The sequence below is a fragment of the Anaeromyxobacter terrae genome (genome assembly GCF_022690685.1).
In the GTDB taxonomy this organism is placed as follows: Bacteria; Myxococcota; Myxococcia; order Myxococcales; family Anaeromyxobacteraceae; genus Anaeromyxobacter; species Anaeromyxobacter terrae.
In genome coordinates, this window is the sequence record NZ_JALCYY010000132.1 from 1 (window position 1) to 2,160 (window position 2,160).

At 79.1% G+C, this 2,160-nt stretch carries 1 protein-coding gene; it reads right to left on the reverse strand.

The window, feature by feature from the left end; translation table 11 throughout:
• On the reverse strand, positions 1–2,160 hold a 2,160-nt coding region (locus MNY62_RS25420; RefSeq protein ID WP_242347124.1), incomplete at both ends, for a UvrD-helicase domain-containing protein.

Consider the following 2,160-nt stretch of genomic DNA (forward strand, 5'->3'; position numbering starts at 1 on the left):
GCGAGCGGCGCTGCGGCGAGGCCCGCCCCGGCGATCGGGGGGCCCGCCGCGGCGGTCCCCGCCTCCGCGATCGGGATCCGCCGCGCCAGCTCCGGGCGCGCCGCGACCGCCGCCTCCACGAGCCCGCGCCAGCTCTCCGCGCCGTTCGAGGCCTCGCCGGAGAGGACGAGGTGATCGCGCGCGCGGGTCATCGCGACGTAGAGGAGCCGGCGCGACTCGGCCGCCGACGCGCGCCGCTCGTGGTCGCGCGCGTCGCGCACGGAGGCCGTCTCGTCGAACCGCTCCGCGGCCGCGTCGTAGCGCATCGCGCAGACGCGCCCCGCCGGATCGAGGAGCGCCCGGCGGGCGTCGCTCCGCGCGCGCGCGCCGAGGTCCGGCACGAACACGACCGGCCACTCGAGCCCCTTCGCCTGGTGCACGGTGAGGATGGCCACCGCGTCGCCGGACTCGACCTCCGCCTCCGGCTCGCGCGGCGGCCGCGCAGCCTGGGCGCGCAGGTGGCGCGCGAGCTCCGCGGCCGTCCCGCCGTCCGCGGCGAAGCGCGCGGCGAGGGCGACGGCCTTCGCGACGTTCATCGCCCGCCGCTCGCCGTCGGGTCCGGCGAGGAGCGCCGCGTCGAGGTCGAGCCGCTCGACCGCGCGGCCGAGGAGCGCGTCCGGCGCGAGCCGATCCCGGAGCGCGTGGAGCTCGCGCCAGACCTCGAGGAGTCGCGCGAGCCGCGCCCAGTCCTCCGCAGGGACCCCGCGGACCGCCTGCTCCGCCGCCCCGGGCGCGAGCGCACCGGCGCCGTCCGCCGAGAGGGCTCGAAGGATCTCGTCGGGGAGCCCTCCGGCGTGGGCGCGCGCGATCCAGCCGAGGCCGGCGCGCGCGGCGAGGAGGAGCGTCGAGTCCGACACGCCGCACATGGGCGAGCGGAGCACCGCCGCCCAGCCGATCGCGTCCGCGGGATCGGCGAGCGTCGCGAGGAGCTCCCCGAGATCGCGCACCTCCGGCGCCTGGTAGAAGCCGCCGCCGCGCGCGAGCCGGTAGGGGATCCCGGCGGCCCGCAGCGCCCGCTCGTACTCGCCGATCTGAGTGAGCCGGCGGAAGAGGATCGCCACGTCGCCCAGCCGCGGGCAGCGGACACGCTCGCCGCCTCCGGGGCCGTCGCCGCGCTCCCGCACCGCGACGCCCGCGGTCCCCGCGACCACCGCCTCGATGCGGCGGGCGATCGCGTCCGCCTCGCGGCGGCGCCGCTCCGCGGCGTTTCCCTCCCCCGCGTCCTCGAGGAGCTCGCAGGCGGGGCGGGAGCCCTCGGGACGGTGCGGGACGAGCCGATCGGCGTCCGAGAAGCGGATCTCGTCGTCGCGCGGCGACGCGCCGTCGGGCGGGCGCATGCAGCGCGCGAACACCTCGTTCACGAGATCGACCACCGCAGGCGCGGAGCGGTGGTTGTCCGAGAGGTAGAGCACGCGTCCCTCGCCCGCGTCGAGCCGGCGGACGAGCCGCGCGAACACCGCGACGTCGGCGCCGCGGAAGCGGTAGATGGACTGCTTGAGGTCGCCCACCGCGACGAGGATCGGACCGCGCGGGGTGCCGGGGCCCGCCAGCAGCTCGAACAGCTCCTGCTGCACGCCGTTCACGTCCTGGTACTCGTCCACGAGGAGCGCGCGGTAGCGGGCCCGGAGCTCCGAGCGCAGGGCCGCGTCGCGGCGCAGGAGGTCGCGCGCGAGGACGAGGAGGTCGTCGAAGTCCACGGCGCGGGCGGCGCGCTTCCGCGCTGCGTAGCGGGCCTCGGCGTCGGCGACGAGCCGGCAGAGCTCCGCCTTAGCGTCCGCGGCGAGCGCCTCGGCGGCGAGCGGCGCGAGCGCCTCGGACGCCGCCGCGAGCGCGTCCTTCAGCTCGCGGAGCGGACCGTCGCCCTTCCCGAGGCGCTTCCCCTTCCCGGCGGCGGCGAGCGCGAGGAGCCGGCCGAGGGCGGCGGCGTCGATCTCGCCCTGGCGGTCGGACGGCGCGAGCGCGTCGAGCGCGCGTCGGACCCCCTCCACGAGATCGCGCGCGCCCGCGCTCGCCGCCTGCGGGCCGGCGAGGGCGATGGCCTCGGCGGTGGCGACGAGTCGCGCGCGGGCCGCGTCCGTCTCGGCGGGCCGCTCGGGCGCGGCCTCCGGCGGGCCGACGTCG